A 16,688-nucleotide genomic window follows, 5' to 3' on the forward strand; every position below is an offset into this window, starting at 1 on the left:
GGGAACGGCATTTTAAAATCTTGTAATATTTTATTCATACATATTTTATAATTATTTGATCAGAAAAATTTAAAAATTCAGTTTGGAACCTTAGATTCAGACTTCTTAACTATTGTTCGTTATTGATTCGGATAAAAAATAGGCAGCTATAAGTTAGCTGCGCAAATCGGTAATTTAAAAGCAATCATTATGTGTATGGCTTGCCTCTTTTTTAAATGTATCTTAGCTTAAGGTATAAGGATAAAATAAAGTAACATTCGCTTCGGAAACCAGGTAAACAGTACCCTCCTTCCTTATTGTCATCCCGGAGGGATCTTGTGGGCGAGCTAAACCAGCTATAGCAAAAGGGCTTTGCACTTTGCTCACAAGATTCTTCCAGAATGACAAAGCATTAAATCAGAATATATCTAACACTATAAAATCGTTACTTTATTTTGAAAGCGTTCCTAAGGTAGTAGTGTATCAGAAGTTTTATTAAAAGTTATCACTTAATTAAAATTTCAGATTTACTGACTTGTGAACTAACATTCGCATGAAAATGAAACTACCAGTCAATACCACTTCAACTATTTATAAGGCAAATATAGGCGTAGTAATCACTATAGACTTTTAGATTTTGACCTAAATTCTTTAAAATTTGACCTAAATGTCATTTTTAAACTTGCTACTGAAGTATTTAGAAGATTAAAGCCTAATAAATAAGCTGTAGAAATCAACCACCGCTCCAACAGTCACCATTGCCTCTGCTATTCATTGGTAATGTGAATGGCTAATACAGGAGCACAAAGTAGAGTTACAAGTGTAGAAGTAAAGGCATTTATAGAGCTATAGAAAACAGTAATTAATTATTCCGGTGAAAACAGCCTTTACTAATCAACAGCGCCCCCTGCCGCCGCTGCCCTAGGGACGCGTCAAATTAAAAATTAGAAGTTAAAATTAGAAATGACGGGAATCTCCACTTTGCAGGTAGATCCGTTCCTTTTCAGCTGAACCAAAGCTGCAAGGTGCTGAATTTAATATGACACTTTTCCATAGGTATTGGTTTAGCCAGTCCTTGGGTTGAGATGCCTCACAAGGATCCGGTGCCGCAGGCAGTCTGGGCTGTGCAGCACCGATGCCCAAGGACGAGGCCTCGTGGCCGCTAGGTATTGTAATTTACAACGCAGCAATAAAGCACCAGTGGGCGACTTGATGGAACGGCAGCCAAAAGAGCCGGATTTAAAACCTAATAAGCTAGGCTGCAGCAACAGCGGTGGCAGAAGTGGTTTCTGTGCTGTGAAGGCTGTTTTCCCCGGAATGATTACTGATTGCTGGTCGTTTTTCAACTTAGTAACTGATGTTACGCACCTCGCGCTCGTCTCTGACGAGTGTGTACTCACGCTGCGTCTCTAGACGCGTTTTTAAGGTTTTATGAATTTAAATATTGCTTTTTTAACACGGGCAATGGCTAAATTTTTTCGGCTTACGCGCGTCTGGAGACGCGGAAAGAGGACATACTCGTCAGAGACGAGCACCTGTAGAAAAATGCATAACATCAGTTAGTAATCAACAACAATCAAACAATCATTCAGCAATGCAACAATCAGCAACGCGAGCGTACCATCAGTCAATAAAATAAAAATTTCTATTAACCATGCGGTACTTTTGAGGTCTTTAAGTATTCAGTGGGCGTGAGGCTGAATTTCTTTTTAAAGCAGGTACTAAAATAGCCGGCGCTACTAAAGCCAATGGAAGAAGCAATTTCGGTAACATTGCCTTCGCCTACATCTAGCAGCTGTTTGCCCCGTTGTAAACGCATGTCACGTACAAACTCCACCGGGGCCAGATTTGTCAAGCTGGTAAACTTTCTATAAAAGGTAGTTCTGCCCATTCCAATATTTTCTGCCACGGCATCTATGTTAAATTCCGGATCTGACATGCCAGATTCAACTATCTGAATTATTTTAGTTAAAAAGGCTTCGTCGTTGGAGGTGATAATAATCTCGCTTGGTTTGAGTTCCAGTATCTTTTTACCAGAAAGCAGGGCATCAAATATTTTCTTGCGCCGGGCCAGCAGGTTCTTTACAGAGGCGCGAATAAAATCGGTCTGGAAAGGCTTTGTGATATAGTAATCTGCCCCATAATTTAAACCTTCTATCTGGTATTCTACAGATGTTCTTGCAGTCAGTAATATAACTGGAATATGACTTGTTATATCTATATTTTTAAGCTTGTCGAGCAACTGGATGCCATCCATTTTAGGCATCATGATATCGCTGATTACCAAATCCGGAAGTAGTCGCATCGCCATGACAAGCCCTTCTTCCCCGTCTTCGGCCTCTTCTACTCTGTAAGCTGCCTTTAGCTGATCAGCCAGGAATCTTCTCAGCTCGCTGTTATCCTCTACCAGCAGCACCAATTGCAATCCCGCCTGTTCTGCCAGTGCTGTATCTGTAGAAGCATTTTCAGTAAGCAGCTCGGCCGGCAAAGCAATTTGTCCGTTATCAACTGGCTCTAGACCTACAGTCAAAATTTCTTCCTCCTTATAGTGTTCCTTTCCTGTCTGTAAGGATACCGCAACCGTAAGTCCAGCAGTAGCATTGTTTTGCGCGGTGATTTTTCCATGATGTAGCTCCACAAATTCTTTCGCTAGCGCAAGTCCAATACCAGTTCCCTCAATATTATTTCCTTTTAGTTTATCTACTTCATAATATAGCTCAAAAATATCCGAAAGCTTATCGTTTGGCACACCTATGCCCTGGTCAATTACCTTTAGGGTGAGTGAGTCATTAGCTGTACAAATGATTTCAACAGTAATTACTTTCCCGTTAGGTGTAAACTTCAGCGCATTTGAAAGCAGATTGTATAGTACAGTATCGATTTTTTCAGTGTCTATCCAGGCATAAAACTCCTTTACATTAGAAGTTGTATGAAGCAATATTTGTTTTTCAGCAGCTGCCTCGGTAAAATGCTCGCATATTTCCCTAACCAACGCCACTATTTCGGTACGTTCTATATTCAGCTTCATTTTGCTACCCTGCGCTTTTCTGAAGTCCAGCAACTGGTTAATAAAGCGCACCATGCGGCCCGTGTTTTTGCGAACTACGTTTATGTACTCGCGACCCTTTGGCGACAACTCTTCCTGGCTTGCAATGGCCTCTATCGGATTAACAATTAAAGTCAGTGGTGTACGCAATTCATGCGAAATATTAGTAAAAAAGCGCAACTTTAAATCCGTCAGTTTCTGTTCGATGGCTATCCGGTTCCTCAGTTTGATCATGGAGAAGGTTACTCGCCTGATAATTTCGAGCAGAATAAGCACCAGAATAGTATAAATAATATATGCCCAGGTAGTGCGCCAGACGGGAGGATGAATGGTGATGGCTAACTTTTTAGACGGTATGGTTTCATATACTCCAGTGTTCAGGCTTTTTACTTCAAACATATATTTTCCAGGTGGCAAATTGGTATAAATTGCTTTGTGCTGATCTTTTACCTGGTGCCATTGTGCGTCGTAACCCTTTAAGCGGTAGGCGTAACCCTGTCTGCTTCCTGAATGAAAATCTAACACTGTAAATTCAAGCCCTAGCATATTCTGATCAAAGGCGAGTTCCACTTTTTCGGTGTGATTTATACTTAATTTTAAAGGCGAATCCTGAACAGCCGGTTCTACATTCCTGTTATTTACCTGGAAATTAGTAAATACCATGTTGGCTGCAATTTTCTTATTCGTGATTTCAGCAGGGTTAAAAACCAGGTAACCGCTTTTAGAGCCAAACAGTAAATTACCGTTTCCTAAACGGATGGCTGCAGCTTCTGAAAAACCTGCTTTTGGCAATCCGTCATAAGAATCATAATTTCGGAACTGTTCCGTCTCAGGATCAAACCTTGATATACCGTTCTCTGAGACCAGCCATAATTTACCACTATCATCCTCTACCGCGCTTAAGAGGTAATCGTTTGGTAATCCTTCTTCTTTTGTATACACCCGGAATTTATAGCTCCCGTGATCGGCTATTGCTTTGTTCAGCCCTCCTCCGGACGTGCAAAGCCACATCCCATTCTTGCTATCCCTTAAAATATATTGAACATCATTATTACCCAAGCTTGCTTTATTACCCGGAATCTTTCTATGGCTATCAAAAATCAGTTCATCCTTTTCATCGGGGTTAAAAATCAGTAAACCATCCGTTGTGGCTACCCAAATGTCACCTGCTGGTCCTTCATTCAGGTGTCTGATCCGCTTAAACAGTCTTTTAGGATACCTATGAAAACTATTTTTATCATTTAGAAACCGAACTTTACCCTCCTTCTGCTCTATTAAATTTAAACCTGCCCCAAAAGTACCTACCCATATTCTTCCTTTGCTGTCTTCGATGACGGTGTGAATCATATTGCTATTCAGGCTGTAGCTATCATCCTGAGAAAATTGAAAATGTATTAGCTTGTACTGATTTAGCATATGGTCAACCGGCTCTGCTTTAAACAGACCAGCTCCCTTTGTGCCAAGCCAAATATTCTTTTTACTGTCTTCTATGATTGTATAAATATTACCCAAGCCCCCTCTAGGAACATTATGAAACAAGCCTGGAACTAATTCACCGTTATTGTATACAAACAGGTGCCCCGACTTGGAAGAAAGCCAGAGTCTGTTTTTGCTATCGTGGAAAACCCCTCGCACTTCGTTGTCAGACTTGTTAGGCGTATTGGGAACCAGCATTTTATTTTTAAAATGTTCGTCCTGAAAAATAATTTTATTTATTCCCCTGTCATTGGTGCATAACCACATTACACCAGAAGCATCAACAAATGAACTGGTCACAAAATTAGAAAACAGCTGCTCTGAACTGCCTGGCTTGTTATAGAAGTACTTAACTGAATCTGCAGTTGGATCATAATACCCAAATCCGCCTCCCTGCATACTCACCCAAACCCTTTTTTTATGGTCTTCAAAAACTTTAAAGACTCTGAAAGAGGGGTGGAAAGTAGCGTCTTTGGGTTGTGTAAAATGTCTGAAGCTTTGGTCAGCAGGATCAAATTTTATTGCCCCCTGATCCTCCGGCTCAATCCATACCAGTCCTGTGTTATCTTCAAAAACAGATAAAAAAGGAGCTTTCCCAGGCAAAGAGGCAACTGCTGTTTGTAAATCTGAAGTACGTGCAGTTAAAAGTTGCCGGTTCGAATTTGTAAGGTACAGCACGTTTCTTTTGTTAGATAGGCAGACTGAATTGATCGAGCTATTGCATATTTTCTGTTTTCTGAAATGATTCGCCTTTTTGTCATAAACCACCAGGTAGCCTTGACTTGTCCCGAACCAGATTTTATCGGTTCCTTCTGCAAAAGAGGTAAAATTCAGCTTGTCTAACATGTCTAGGCGAATATTATTACCCTGAATAGTACCTCCATCATACTGCGTAAAGCGGCATAGGCCGCTGGTTGTACCGGCCCAGGCTGTATTGGCTTTATCTGTAAAAAGGAAGTTGATTTTCCGGAAATTATTATCAGGCCCGATTATAGGCGCATTAGCATACCTATAAATTTCCGGTTTTGCAGAAGTCGATTTTAATACGTAAAATAAGCCTTGGTTAGAAGTTGTCAGCCAAACTATCCCTTTTTTACCCAGAATGACATTATCAAACACAATGTTTCTTAGCCCCTGCTTCTCTAGTAGTTCGCCTATTGCATAAAATTGCTCTGTTCTCTTATCAAATCTGTATACATTGTTATCATATGCTTTCAGCCATAAAAACCCGGCATCATCTTCAACAATACTTTCTATCCTGTTATTCTTAAGCTTTGAATTATCACCAGGAAAGGACTTATAGGCAATAAAGTTATGTCCATCGAAGCGGTTTATGCCATCCCAAGTACCTAACCACATAAATCCATCGCGGTCTTTTAACGTGGATGTCACGTTATCATGCGAAAGGCCGTCTTCGGTTGTGTAGCGCTCAATTTTGCATTTCACCTGCCCACTAACTCCTGTAGTGGTTGTCAGTAACACAACAAATAGTAAGAAACCAATTATGTTACTTCTATTCATATGAATCTGATAAATATTTCATAAACTTAAAGAAGAAGCCAGGTAACTCTATTTAATCATTTGGACACTTAAAAAGCAACTTCCTTTGATACTAAATTCTCCCTGCCAATTGTGAGAAAACGTAGAAGCATGTAAGAATTTTGTACCCAATCCATCACATAATTAACCACTAACTGATCATGCAAACGTTTGCAGCCCGAAATACTTCTTTAATCTATAATAGATAGATTGGGGTTACAAAACGGGCTGGGTAAAGACTCCTTCTACTAACATCTGTCTGCTTTTAATTGGTTTAAAAGCTAAACCATTGCATAGATAAAAAATATTCATCTGACTAACAATTATTTGTGAATAAAACAAATCTTCATATGCAAAAATAGAATGGGATCATTGCATATGTAATCACTCACTATAAATTTAGTTTAAAAATATATTTTGGATTAAATATATTTTTAAACCTTAATATATCAGGTTTTATTATCCTCAGCTGCAACTCGATTCGGTGCTATTATGCTATTTTGTTGTATTGTGGAAATCTTAGCGCTCACGGCCGTGGAAGGGGCCCTATGTAATTGAGGCTTCGTCCTTGGCAATCAGCGCTGCACATCTTTCCTGCCCTACGAGCTGCCTGCGGCACCGGAAATATGTGAGGCGCTTCAGGCCAAGAACTGGGATTTGTTCAATAGCCAGCTCTGATGCCTCGTAAAGGTCACTAAGCAACTAATCCTATATAGATACCCCTACATATGTTATGCACTAAAATAAATTACAAAAGGGCACTCCTAAAAACTCCACTATTTAATGTTAGGGTATAAAATCTGTTTATTTTGCAGGTATTATGAGCAAACTTAGCAAGACAACCTTCAAACGTCATAAATCCCTTGGTCTTTTCGACGAGCACCTTCGCTTGAGCAAACTCAGCAAGCTGGGCGATCCGCTGGAGAAGCTTTCTACTGGTATTGACTTTGAGTTCTTCCGTGATCTTTTGGAGGAGCGCCTTTATGTGGAGCCGAAGGGCAAGGGAGGCAGGCGGCCCTATGATTACGTGCTGCTCTTTAAGATTCTCATTCTGCAGCGCTATTACAATCTCTCCGATGAGCAGACGGAATACCAGATCTGTGACCGGTTAAGTTTCATGCGCTTCCTGGGTCTGACGCTGGCCGATGAGGTGCCTGATAGTAGAACCGTGTGGTTATTTCGGGAGCGGCTGACGGACCTGGGCTTGGTGGAGGAGCTTTTTGCTTTGTTTTTGGCCCGCCTGGAGGAACTCAGACTAGTGGTGCATGAGGGCAAGATTGTGGATGCCAGCTTTGTAGAGGTGCCCCGGCAGCGCAACAGCAAGGAGGACAACGAAAAGATTAAGAGCGGCCTGATGCCAGCGGGCTGGGAGCAGCAGCCTAAGATGCTGCGGCAAAAGGATGTGGATGCGCGTTGGACGATGAAGCGGCTGCAGGCTTACGATGGCTATAAGAACCACACCAAGTGCGACGCAGCCAGCAAGCTCCTGACCGGTTACGCCGTCACCGATGCCTCGGTACATGACTCCAATGAACTGTTAGATTTGCTCACCGGGAAAGACAAGGACCAGCCGCTGTATGCCGACAGCGCCTATGTAGGCAAGGATTTGCACGAGAAGCTCGTCCATGACAAGGAGGTAGCGGTACAAGTGTGTGAGAAGGGCTACCGCAACAAGCCACTCACCCAGGAGCAGAAAGAGAGTAACAAAGCTAAGTCGCAGGTGCGGGCCCGGGTAGAGCACGTGTATGGCTTTATGGAGAACAGCATGCAAGGAGCCTTTATCCGTAGCATTGGTATGGTGCGGGCCAAGGCCATGATCGGGCTTATGAACCTAACTTACAACTTGTTCCGCAAGGTGCAACTGAGCCCGCAGTGGATAAGTGCGTCCTAGCCTGAAAGAGAGAAAAGTTAAAAAACTAATTATGAACAGCTTATACATGATGCACCGGTAGAAGCAAAAAGCTACCCTAACTAAAAAATAAGCATCAGGTGCTTATAAAATAGGAACAACAATTTTTAGGAGTGCCCAAAAGTTTGTCGCCGAATTCCGTATTTATTTTTTGTAAAAAAGATAAACTTAGAAGAACCCAGCCGACAGACCTTGGAGCAAAGGTACAGGTTCCACCCTTTGAAACAAAACCGAGCGAGGGCCCACTGCTGCTTCTTTCACAGGGTGATTTTCCCTCTGCAATGGCACCTATCCTGATGCGGAGCCTGAAGACGATTCATAACTGGCTGAATCGCTAGTAGGAGGATGGCCTCATTGGGCTTTACGACCAGCCGGGGCGAGGCCGCAAGCCGCTGCTGACTGCCCCTGAACGGGAGCGGGTGTGGCTGTTGGTGCGGGAGTCCCCCCGGCGCATCGGCCAGCACCTGGTCACCCTTGAGCAGAAATTGGAGAAGCGCATCAGCCACTCTACCCTTAAGCGCACACTATGGTGCTCCTAATATTTCGGACAGCTAAAACGGATTAAATTAGAATGCTTCAGTTTATTTGGTTAGTTTCTTAATCGTACCCTTTTTAGAAGTCTGTTCTGTACCATAATATACCTTACCTTCCGCACCCCCGTCTTCATTTTTCAAGAATAATAGTCGGTGTAAACTGAGGGGAATAGGCTGAGCACCGTTTTATGTACCTCCTTTAGGTTTAGCACTGTCTGCTTTCCATCCGGGAATATTAGCAGATGTATGTCTACAAAGAGTTGGAATACCCATCGTGCAGTAGGATTGGCGGTAGCTTTTCCTTTCTGGTCGGGCACTTTCTTATCCTGTTCTGCCAGTCCTTGTCTTATCTTGTACTCCAGCAGGCTATAGACCAGCAGGCAGAGGGTCATTATAAAAAGCAGGGCATCTACCCGCTGCGGGTTCTTCACATAGAAGGAGGAGGCTACTATCTGCGGGTTCTTGAGGAAGCGAAAGCCCCGCTCCACCGTATGCTGTGCTTTGTAAGCAGCAAGCATCTGTGCCTGCTGCTGCTCTGTTTCAGCGATTCTGTTAGCAGTCAGCACAAAGAGGCTCTACTGGAAGAGCTCTTTTTGCCAGGCCTCCAGGTCTTTGGCCAGCCTGCCTCTGAGGTAATACTCCACCTTTTCCGGCAGTGCATCTTTTGCAGGCTGCCCTTTCTGGCCATAGCACTTCACCTCCTGCGCGCCCAGCTCATGGAGCTGCATACAAGGGTGCTTTGTCAGCCATTTGTTGGCTGCTACGGCATACTCCTCATCCAGCCAGCTCATCTGCTTAAGCTCGGTCTTCCCACAAAGTTCCTTTACCTGACACTGTTGCCGTAAGTTTTCTCTATCTCCGAGCTGGTCAGGTTGGTAGTCAGGTGCGTCTTTACTCCTTGCGTCACAAACAAGTCGTAGCGGCTCAGCAGGATCTCTCCCATCACGTTACAGCTGTTGCCATAGTGCTTCAGACTACTCGCCGCCCCCAGATCATCAAAGCAACAGGCACCGGGTTTCCTTGTCGGACTCCATACTATACCCTGGCTGTAGCGCCGGATCACTTCATACCCATCTTTGTGGAACTCAAAACTGACCTCCCGGCAGGACATGACCCGGTAGCACTCATCTTGTGGGCGAAACAGGCGCAGCAGCGCTATCAGGCTGGTCTTGCCGCACCCGGTCGGCCCGATGAGCAACATTCCCTTCCGCAGGCTCAGCCCCAGCCGGTCCGCCTGCTCCCTGTCCTCCACCTTGTAGGCCAGCAGTTTTTCAAGCAGCAGGTGGTCTTCCTGGTAAATCCTGAAATGTGTTCCATACATACTCCTTTCCCTTTCGCTCCAGCGAAGTCAGGTACCCGTCCAGATTCGTTTGCCGCTTTCTATCTGTCCCCGGCATGGCCTCAAAGCGGTTCGCTGTAGTCTTTGGCTTCATGTGTATACGCTGCAGGCACTGCGGCACCAGTTCCCGGATGGTTTGCATACGCTTGTCTGTTTTCGTTTATCCCGTTGATCATCCACTTCTTTGCCGCTGCCTGCCAGTCCTGCATTGGTGTCCGGCCCAGCTGCCAGCCGTTGGCGCTGTAGTGGTGAAAGAAGCGGAACGCCTCCAGCTCCGCTCTCCCCTCCGCCTGAAAGAATGCCTGCACAGCCTCCAGGCCAGGTGGTGCCGGCTTTTCTTTCTTTTCTTCTTTTGCGCAACTTTTTTCTTTTCTTTCTTTTCCGGATGTTCCAGTGTCCCCCTCCACCTGTTCATTTTCTGAACCGCCTGCGAAAAAGGGTGCCCCACTTTTGTTTAAAATGTTTTTACTGTTTATATAGTTTATACTGTTTATAGAAGGGCCTACTTCCCGTTCAGCTCCCGTACAGCCCTTGTCCACTGCCGGTTCAGCACCGGTACAGCAATTGGACAGGTGCTCCTTTTGCTGGTTTGCTTCCTTTTTTTCAAAGCCAAGCAGATAAACCAGGCTTCCCCGAAAATAATTGTAAGAAGGATCGTAGTGGATATATCCCCAACTGTGGAGCTCTTTGATGCACTTGTGGTAGGTAACCCGGGAGCTGATCTTGGAGATGTCCATGACTTCCGCGCGTGAAACCGAGATAGGGTTCTTGAAGCGGTTGAGATTCCACTGCAGAAACAGGGCCATGTAAAGGCTCACATGCGTGGGGTTAAGCCGGTAATCTTTGGAGGCCAGCTCGAAAAAGCCGGTCAGGTGGGTGATGTAGTTCATAGTCCCTGCTTTGGATGGTGGCTACTATTTTGGTGCAGGAGCTTCTCGATATCCTCGTAGCGGTAATAGAGGGTCCCGCCGATTTTGGTGAAGGGCAGGGTGCCGTTGAGACGCAGGGTCTGCAACGTGGCCGGTGCTATTTTCAGCAGCCGGCGCACCTCTGCTGACTTGAGGATTTGCCGCTGTGTCGGGGCGTGCTGTTTTTTGCTGAGCAGCTGCTGCAGATCCTCGAGCAACTGCCGGCGGAAAAGCTGCAGGTCCTCCTTGGTGATAATCTCTACTGACATACCTGTAACGTTTGGTTAGGCCCCAAAACTGCCCAGGCAACGCCAGCTATTTTCACAAGACCGGCCGTAGGAGGGAAAAATTCAGCTTCGCCTGAACACAGGGGTAAACCACGCCTACACCTACGGTTTACAACTCTCTTCCCCTGGATGCGGCACATTAAAAGGTACAGAAGCCGCCCCAAAAGCTTCAATTTGCCTGAAAAAGTAGCAGAAAAGCGTTCCCCAGGCAGGTCCTGCTTGTGAAAAACACCGCTGTCTCCTGCCAATCTTTGGCTGAAAATTCACCACCCCATGGACAAAACAAGGACACCGCCACGGCCTTCGGGCAGGTGCAGGAGCTTAGCATACGCTACTGCTGCCCTGCCCGAAATGAACCAGGTTCAACCTCAAAAGCAACACATCCTTTACCTTTTCAAAAGCGATTGGATTTATACCCGGAAGAGGGGGAGCCTGCGGTCTGGTGCAGGCAGTATTCTAAGTCATTTGCAACAATTATTTCAAGATTTATCACATGGTTCATCTCCCTCACTTGAGCTACCCTACAGGCATAGCAAAGCCAGGCGCTGCCAAAACGGGCCAACAGCGCCATAGAACCCAGCACTACTTGCTTATGGCTTCATGCTACGTGCCGCATCAGCTCCACGTATGCTGTCTTCCTTGTGGCCACCGCAAAGACCCGGGCGACAAGCTTGTTGCGCACCATGTTGAGGGTACACATTTTGTTCTTGCCCTCTGCCAGTCGCTTTTGGTAATAAGTTTTAAGTTCCGAATCGCTTCGGGAGGCGCTCAGGGCAGCCATGTGGAGCATCTTCTTGACCTGCTTGTTTGCCAGCGGGCTCACCTTGGTTTTCCCCCTGATGCTGGTGCCCGACTGCCACTCAAAGGGAGCAATGCCGGCATAGCAGGCAAACTTACGCCAGGTGGCAAAACGGGTGAAGTTATGGGTAAAGACAATCAGGTACACTCCTACCAGAAAGCCCACACCCTTGATGCCGGTGATCAGCTCCAACATGCTCCTGAGCTCCTCATCCTGCTCAATAATCTCCTGCATGACCTTCTCCACACGCTTTATCTCTGTGTCCATAGCGCTGATGATCGTGGCATACGCATCCAGCAGGCCCATCAGCTGGCTGGGCAGCAGAAAACGGCGCTGCTCCTTTTGCGTGACATAGTAGCCGGCCCTGTCCCGCACCAGCCGGTCCCGCAGTGCCAACAGAGGTTGCAGCTGCATGATGGCTTTTGCCGGCAGCTTCGTCTGATGGAGCGTTTCGCGGTAGAGGTAGGCAAACTCGGCTATCCTCCTGGCGTCCACCTTATCACTCTTGCCCCTGGTGATGCCCATCGAGCGCTTGAGCTGCAGGGCCGGGACCATGGCAAAAGGAATGCCCGTCTCCTCCAGGTACACCGACAGGCAAAGGGAGTAGAGGCCGGTATGCTCGAAACAAACCAGTACCTGCCCCAGGCTTTCGGCCTGAAGTACTTTGCCCGCCCACCTGACGAAAGTATCGTAGCCGGAGCGGTCATTGCTGAACTGCCGATGCAGGTTCTTGGCATGGATAAAGACATCGATCACTGCTTTGGATACATCGATGCCGATAAAGAATCTATAGTGTTCCATAGTAAAAAATTGAAGGTGAAAGATGGTTGCCATCAGCTAAGACTTTTACAAGACCTGGCGTCTGAAATTCTAAATGGCTCCGGCAACAGGAAAGGCAGGCGCGGGGACTGATACTGCCCAAAGGCCCAAAGCCTAGCAAGATGTGAAGTTCAACCCGTGCCGTCAATATCCTTTACTGTAGATAATCATGTAAGTATACATACCTATGAAAAGAAGGGAATAAGGGGGCTTATTGTCTTCTGCGAAGGTAAAAGCAAGATGTATTTTTGTAAACAAAAAAGCGGCTCCCCTCCCACCCGGGCGGGCCCGCTGCCAGTCCACCTCGGAACTCGGCTGTTGATTTTTTGTGGTTAACCTATTTTCTCATGGCACGAAAAAAGAAAGCCAACGCAGAGGAGCTCCTCTCCCGCCCCATCGCTCTCCGGCTCACGCAGTTGGAGTACGACCGGCTGGAGAAACTTCGCCTGCAAAGCGACTGCCATTCCATCGGCGAGGTGATCCGGCGGATACTGGGCAACAGGCAAGTGAAGCTGTTTCACCAGGACAGCTCCATGGATAGTGTGATGGAGGAGCTGGCTGGCATCCGGGCTGAGATTCGGGCTATCGGCATTAACATCAACCAGGTCACCCGCCACTTCAACGGATCCACCCAAGTGAGCAAGCGCGACCTGCTGGCCCACCAGGCCCTGCAGCAGTACCGGAAGGTGGAGACGAAAGTCAGCCTGCTGCTCTCGCTCATCTCCCAGCTGGCCAGGAAATGGTAGCCCGTATCATCACCGGCAAAAGCATCCGGGGAGCGCTCCACTACAACGAGCACAAGGTGCGGGAGGGGCAGGCCGAGCTTATCTTCGCCAGCCGTTTCCTGCAGGAGCCGGAAGAACTCTCTTTTAAGGATAAGCTGGGTCGCTTCGGGCGGCTCCTGGAGAAGAGCCCGCAGGTAAAGACCAACACGCTCCACATCTCCCTTAATTTCGCTTTCGGCGAGCAACTGGAGGAGGAGCGGCTGCAGGTCATCGCCCTCCGGTACATGGACATGATCGGCTTCGGGGAGCAGCCTTACCTGGTCTACCGCCACCACGACGCAGCCCACCCGCACCTGCACATCGTCACCACCAACATCCGCTCCGACGGCAGCCGGATAGACCTCCACAACATCGGCCGGCTCCGCTCCGAACCGGCCCGGCAGGCGCTCGAGCTGGAGTATGGGCTGGTGCAGGCCGAGCGAATGAAAAAGGAGGAGGCGCTCCCCCTGGAACCACTGCAGCTGGAGAAAGCACTATATGGCAAGTCAGAGACAAGGCGCAGCATCGCCCGCATCGTCTCAACGGTGACCCGCCACTACAACTACACCAGCCTGGCCGAGCTCAACGCCGTGCTGCGCCACTTCGGCGTGATGGCAGACAGGGGAAGGGAAGGCACGCAGATGCACCGGAACAAAGGGCTTAGCTACAGCATCGTGAACGGGAAGGGCGAGAAGCAGGGGGTGCCGCTCAAGGCCAGCACCCTGCCGGGCAAACCCACGCTGGCTTACCTGGAAAAGCAGTTCGAGAGGAACGAACTCAGCCGCCGCCCCCTGCAGCTCTCCCTGCGCACCGGGATCGACAAGCTCTTCCACAGCCAGCCACGCATGAGCCGGGAGGATTTTGTGAAGCGCCTGGCCAGGGAGCACGTGCACGTTGTCTTCCGAGAGAACAGCCAGGGAATCACCTACGGCGTCACCTACATCGACCATCGGCATAAGGCCGTCTTCAACGGCAGCGAGCTGGGCAAAGCCTATAGCGCCAAAGCCATCACAGAGTGCTTCAGCCAAAATGCAGCACGGACGGAACAGGTTGGCAACACCAGGCAGGAGGTATCACGACAGCAGGGAACTGCCGGAACGGCCCGCCTGGCAGGGCAACATGAGCAGGAAGCAGCACGGCTAAACAACTCTGATGCACCCGGGCTACTGGAGGCGCTTCTGAAAGCGGAACATCAGAATCACCTGCCGGAACCGCTTCGAGGCAAAAGAAAAAAGCGCCGCAGAAAACCCAGGCTCTGAGGGCAACTTTGAACTCTTAACTTTTAACTCTAAACTTAAAAACGTGAACACCGGGGAAAATACACAAGGCCTGCGCCAGATCATCGACTTCACCCGGCTGCTGAGCCTGGTGATCCTGGTCCTGCATTTTTACCTAAGCTGTTATGCCGCCTTTGCAGCGTGGGAGCTGACGGCCCCTATCGTGGACCGCATGCTGCTCAACATCTGGAAGCTACCACTATTCCAGGGCCTGCTGGCTCCGAAAGCGGCCGCGCTGCTCCTGCTGGCTGTCTCGCTGCTGGGTGCCAAGGGCAGGAAGGACGAGCACCTCAAAAAGAGCACCATCTGGCTATACCTGCTGCCGGGACTGCTGCTGTACGCAGGAAGCGGTGTGCTCCTATCGGTTACGCTGGAGGCTACGATAGCCGCTGCCTGTTACATAGGCACCACGGCACTGGGTTACCTGCTGCTCCTGGCCGGTGGCACCCGGCTCTCCCGCCTGCTGAAGCTGCGGCTGGGCCAGGATATCTTCAACCGCCTCAACGAGTCCTTCCCACAGGAGGAGCGCCTGCTGGAGAACGAATACTCCATCAACCTGCCGGCCCACTACCATCTCCAGGGAAAGCAACGCCGCAGTTGGATCAACATCATCAACCCCTTCCGGGCCCTGCTTGTCCTCGGCACCCCCGGGGCCGGCAAGTCCTACTTCGTCATCCGCCACGTCATCACCCAGCATATCCGCAAAGGCTTCACCCTCTTCCTTTACGACTTCAAGTACGACGACCTGACCCGCATCGCCTACAACACCCTGCTCAAGCACCAGGACAAGTACCCGGTGAAGCCGCAGTTCTACGTCATCAACTTCGACGACCTCTCCCGTACCCACCGCTGCAACCCGCTCGATCCGGGCACGATGAACGACATTACCGACGCCACCGAGGCCTCCCGCACCATCATGCTGGGGCTTAACCGGGAGTGGATCAAAAAACAGGGGGATTTCTTCGTGGAGTCGCCCATCAACTTTGTGACGGCCATTATCTGGTTCCTCAAAAAGTACCAGGAAGGAAAATACTGCACCTTGCCCCACGTCATCGAGCTCATGCAAGCCCCCTACGAGCAACTCTTCTCCCTGCTCCGCACCGAGCCGGAGATCGAGGTGCTCATCAATCCCTTTGTCTCCGCCTTTGAGCAGGAGGCGGTGGACCAGTTGGAGGGGCAGATCGCCAGTGCCAAGATCAGCATGGCCCGCCTGGCCTCGCCGCAGCTCTACTACGTGCTATCCGGCAACGACTTTACGCTGGACCTCAACAACCCGCAGGCACCCAAGCTCATCTGCCTGGGCAATAACCCGCTCAAGCAGCAGGTGTACGGGGCGGTGCTCTCGCTTTACGTCTCCCGGGCCGTGAAACTGGTCAACCAGAAAAACAAGCTCAAGAGCAGCCTGATCTTCGATGAGTTCCCCACCATCTACTTCAACGGCATCGACAGCCTCATCGCCACCGCCCGCTCCAACAAGGTGGCCACCACGCTGGGTGTGCAGGACTACAGCCAACTCAAGAAGGACTATGGTCGGGAGCAGGCCGAGGTGGTGATGAACATCGTGGGCAACGTCATCAGCGGGCAGGTGACAGGCGAAACGGCCAAACAGCTTTCCGAACGCTTCGGCAAGATTCAGCAGCAGCGCGAGAGCGTCTCCATCAACAGCAACGACACCTCCGTCAGCCGCTCCACGCAGTTAGACGCCGCCGTACCGGCTTCCACCATTTCCTCCTTATCCTCCGGGGATTTCGTAGGCATGGTGGCTGACGACCCGCAATGCCCCATCGCGCAGAAAGCCTTCCACGCCACCATCCGCAACGACCACAAAGCCCTGGCCCGGGAGGAGAAAACATACGTACCGCTACCGCAAATCCGGCAAGTAGATGCAGCTAACGTGCAGGCAAATTATAGGAAGATAAAAGAGGAAGTGGAGCAGATCCTGGCTAATTAATTCAAGTTGCGATTATACACATCTGTTGATGGTGTAGGCAAAAATAAAAAGTACCAGCTTCA

Annotated in this window: 12 protein-coding genes; 5 read left to right on the top strand and 7 right to left on the bottom strand. The window is 48.6% G+C overall.

Annotation, left to right across the window (positions count from 1 at the left end; genetic code table 11):
• Window positions 1-1,627: 1,627 nt before the first annotated feature.
• Window positions 1,628-6,022: a hybrid sensor histidine kinase/response regulator transcription factor gene (locus FVR03_RS14865; RefSeq protein ID WP_147922551.1), complete on the bottom strand. Its 4,395-nt coding sequence runs from the start codon at window positions 6,020-6,022 to the stop codon at window positions 1,628-1,630.
• Window positions 6,023-6,860: 838 nt separating this feature from the next.
• On the opposite strand from FVR03_RS14865, the gene FVR03_RS14870 reads away from it, so the two are divergent.
• Window positions 6,861-7,931, top strand: coding sequence for an IS5 family transposase (locus tag FVR03_RS14870; protein ID WP_147922552.1), 1,071 nt, complete (start codon window positions 6,861-6,863; stop codon window positions 7,929-7,931).
• 413 nt (window positions 7,932-8,344) lie between these two features.
• Window positions 8,345-8,488 (top strand): hypothetical protein, encoded by a 144-nt coding sequence (locus FVR03_RS25210; protein ID WP_369410459.1) that lies wholly within the window; start codon window positions 8,345-8,347, stop codon window positions 8,486-8,488.
• Window positions 8,489-8,619: 131 nt separating this feature from the next.
• Here the strand turns inward: FVR03_RS25210 and FVR03_RS14880 are convergent, their stop codons facing one another.
• From FVR03_RS14880 to FVR03_RS14905, 6 genes are all read right to left on the bottom strand, one after another.
• Window positions 8,620-9,048 carry an IS1634 family transposase gene (locus FVR03_RS14880; RefSeq protein ID WP_147922553.1) on the bottom strand — a complete coding sequence of 143 codons (429 nt, stop codon included), beginning with the start codon at window positions 9,046-9,048 and terminating at the stop codon, window positions 8,620-8,622.
• Window positions 9,049-9,057: 9 nt separating this feature from the next.
• The gene (locus tag FVR03_RS14885) at window positions 9,058-9,273 is read right to left on the bottom strand and encodes a hypothetical protein (RefSeq protein WP_147922554.1); all 216 of its coding nucleotides are present in this window, start codon (window positions 9,271-9,273) and stop codon (window positions 9,058-9,060) included.
• A 32-nt stretch (window positions 9,274-9,305) separates the two neighbouring features.
• A complete protein-coding gene (locus tag FVR03_RS14890) occupies window positions 9,306-9,803 on the bottom strand; it encodes a P-loop NTPase family protein (protein WP_222707243.1) in 498 nt (165 codons plus the stop codon).
• Between the two features lie 80 nt (window positions 9,804-9,883).
• On the bottom strand, window positions 9,884-10,711 hold the full coding sequence (locus tag FVR03_RS14895) for a transcriptional regulator (RefSeq protein ID WP_147922555.1): 828 nt from the start codon (window positions 10,709-10,711) through the stop codon (window positions 9,884-9,886).
• The gene (locus tag FVR03_RS14900) at window positions 10,708-10,998 is read right to left on the bottom strand and encodes a helix-turn-helix domain-containing protein (protein ID WP_147922556.1); all 291 of its coding nucleotides are present in this window, start codon (window positions 10,996-10,998) and stop codon (window positions 10,708-10,710) included. The genes FVR03_RS14895 and FVR03_RS14900 overlap by 4 nt, the downstream gene beginning before the upstream one ends.
• Window positions 10,999-11,614: 616 nt before the next feature.
• Window positions 11,615-12,616: an IS110 family transposase gene (locus FVR03_RS14905; protein ID WP_147922557.1), complete on the bottom strand. Its 1,002-nt coding sequence runs from the start codon at window positions 12,614-12,616 to the stop codon at window positions 11,615-11,617.
• Between the two features lie 365 nt (window positions 12,617-12,981).
• On the opposite strand from FVR03_RS14905, the gene FVR03_RS14910 reads away from it, so the two are divergent.
• The 3 genes from FVR03_RS14910 to mobC are packed head-to-tail and all read left to right on the top strand — an operon-like array spanning window position 12,982 to window position 16,626.
• Complete coding sequence (locus FVR03_RS14910; RefSeq protein WP_147922558.1) at window positions 12,982-13,380, top strand: plasmid mobilization protein; 399 nt, start codon at window positions 12,982-12,984, stop codon at window positions 13,378-13,380.
• A complete protein-coding gene (locus FVR03_RS14915) occupies window positions 13,374-14,657 on the top strand; it encodes a relaxase/mobilization nuclease domain-containing protein (protein ID WP_147922559.1) in 1,284 nt (427 codons plus the stop codon). Before FVR03_RS14910 ends, FVR03_RS14915 begins: the two co-directional genes overlap by 7 nt.
• 43 nt (window positions 14,658-14,700) lie before the next feature.
• Window positions 14,701-16,626: a conjugal transfer protein MobC gene (gene mobC / locus FVR03_RS14920; protein ID WP_147922560.1), complete on the top strand. Its 1,926-nt coding sequence runs from the start codon at window positions 14,701-14,703 to the stop codon at window positions 16,624-16,626.
• Window positions 16,627-16,688: the final 62 nt, after the last annotated feature.

Origin of the sequence: Pontibacter qinzhouensis, from assembly GCF_008017455.1 — a bacterium.
In the GTDB taxonomy this organism is placed as follows: domain Bacteria; phylum Bacteroidota; class Bacteroidia; order Cytophagales; family Hymenobacteraceae; genus Pontibacter; species Pontibacter qinzhouensis.